This window comes from uncultured Campylobacter sp., from assembly GCF_938045535.1.
Classification (GTDB): domain Bacteria; phylum Campylobacterota; class Campylobacteria; order Campylobacterales; family Campylobacteraceae; genus Campylobacter_B.
Genome location: NZ_CALIMQ010000143.1, coordinates 1 through 1,273, shown reverse-complemented (window position 1 = coordinate 1,273; position 1,273 = coordinate 1). Strand labels below are relative to the sequence as shown.

Below are 1,273 nucleotides of genomic sequence, written 5' to 3'. Positions count from 1 at the left end.
AGGTTTTTTTGGATATGCGATAAGCGTTTGTGCTCATACTTGCTGGGCTTAAATTTCAGCATTTGTGGGCGTAGCTCACTTTATTGTTTAAAAGGCTCAAATTTTAACCGCTCGTGAGCGCCCATTCGCTTCCCTTGCCCGTGTAAATTTAGTGCGTGAAAACCACGATCTCGCCGCGCTCAAACTCGCCGCGCACCTCGGCAATCCCGACCGCAAGCAGGCTTTTGCCCGATTTTATCGCCTCTGCCGCACCCGCGTCGATAATCACCGCGCCTTTGCTAATCGCGCCGTATGCGAGCCAGTATTTACGCGAGCTAAGCCGCACTGCGCCCGCGCTAAAGAGGGTGCCGACCTCGTCGCCCGCCGCTATTTTAAGCAAAATTCCGTCCGTACGCCCGTTTGCGATGATCAGGCTAGTGCCGATCTGATTTGCCATTTGCGCCGCCGCGATCTTGGTCGCCATGCCGCCCGTGCCGAATTTACTGCCCTCGCCGCCTGCCATTTTGACGACGTGCTCGTCGATTTTTTCGATAAAGCTTAAAAGTTTTGCGTCCGCGTGCTCGCTCGGATTTTTGTCGTACAGCCCGTCGATATCGCTTAAAATCACGAGCAGATCAGCATCGATTAGCCCCGCTACTAGTGCACTTAGAGTGTCGTTGTCGCCCACTTTCAGTTCATCTGCTACGACGGGATCGTTTTCGTTTATGATCGGCACGATGCCGCGCGAGAGTAGCTCCGCGCAGACGTTTCGCACGCTAAGATAGCGCACCCTGTCGCTAAAATCGCCTCGGCTTAACAGCAGCTGCGCGATAATGCGGTCATGCGCCCAAAATAGCCGCTCGTAAAGATGCATCAGTGCGACCTGTCCGACCGCCGCTAGAGCCTGCTTGCGGCTTAAAATTTTAGGTCTTTGCGCGATGCCTAGCAGCCCCATGCCCGCGCCCACGGCACCCGAGCTTACCAAAGCCACGCAAAAGCCCGCATCTTTTAGCTTGCAAATTTGCGCGACTAGACTTTTGATGAGTCGCTCATTTAGCGAACCGTCCGCGTTCGTAAGCGTTGAGGTACCGATTTTTACGACGATACGTTTTGCGCCGCCCAGAAGCTCTTTTCTGCCCATTTTCCGCTCCGAAATTTTTGAAAATTATATCGAAAACGGCTTATTTTAAATTTTATGTTTTAAGCTGAGTAGATGCAAGCTTTTGGTTTAAATTTATTCTCGAGTAATTCTAATAAAGCGTAGAGATAGTCTGTTTACGAAGATCGTAACGGG

At 51.5% G+C, this 1,273-nt stretch carries 1 protein-coding gene; it reads right to left on the bottom strand.

Going from position 1 to position 1,273, the window contains the following annotated elements; all coding sequences use genetic code 11:
* Positions 1 to 148: 148 nt before the first annotated feature.
* Positions 149 to 1,120: a glutamate 5-kinase gene (gene proB / locus Q0095_RS04630; RefSeq protein WP_297881806.1), complete on the bottom strand. Its 972-nt coding sequence runs from the start codon at positions 1,118 to 1,120 to the stop codon at positions 149 to 151.
* Positions 1,121 to 1,273 lie beyond the last annotated feature (153 nt).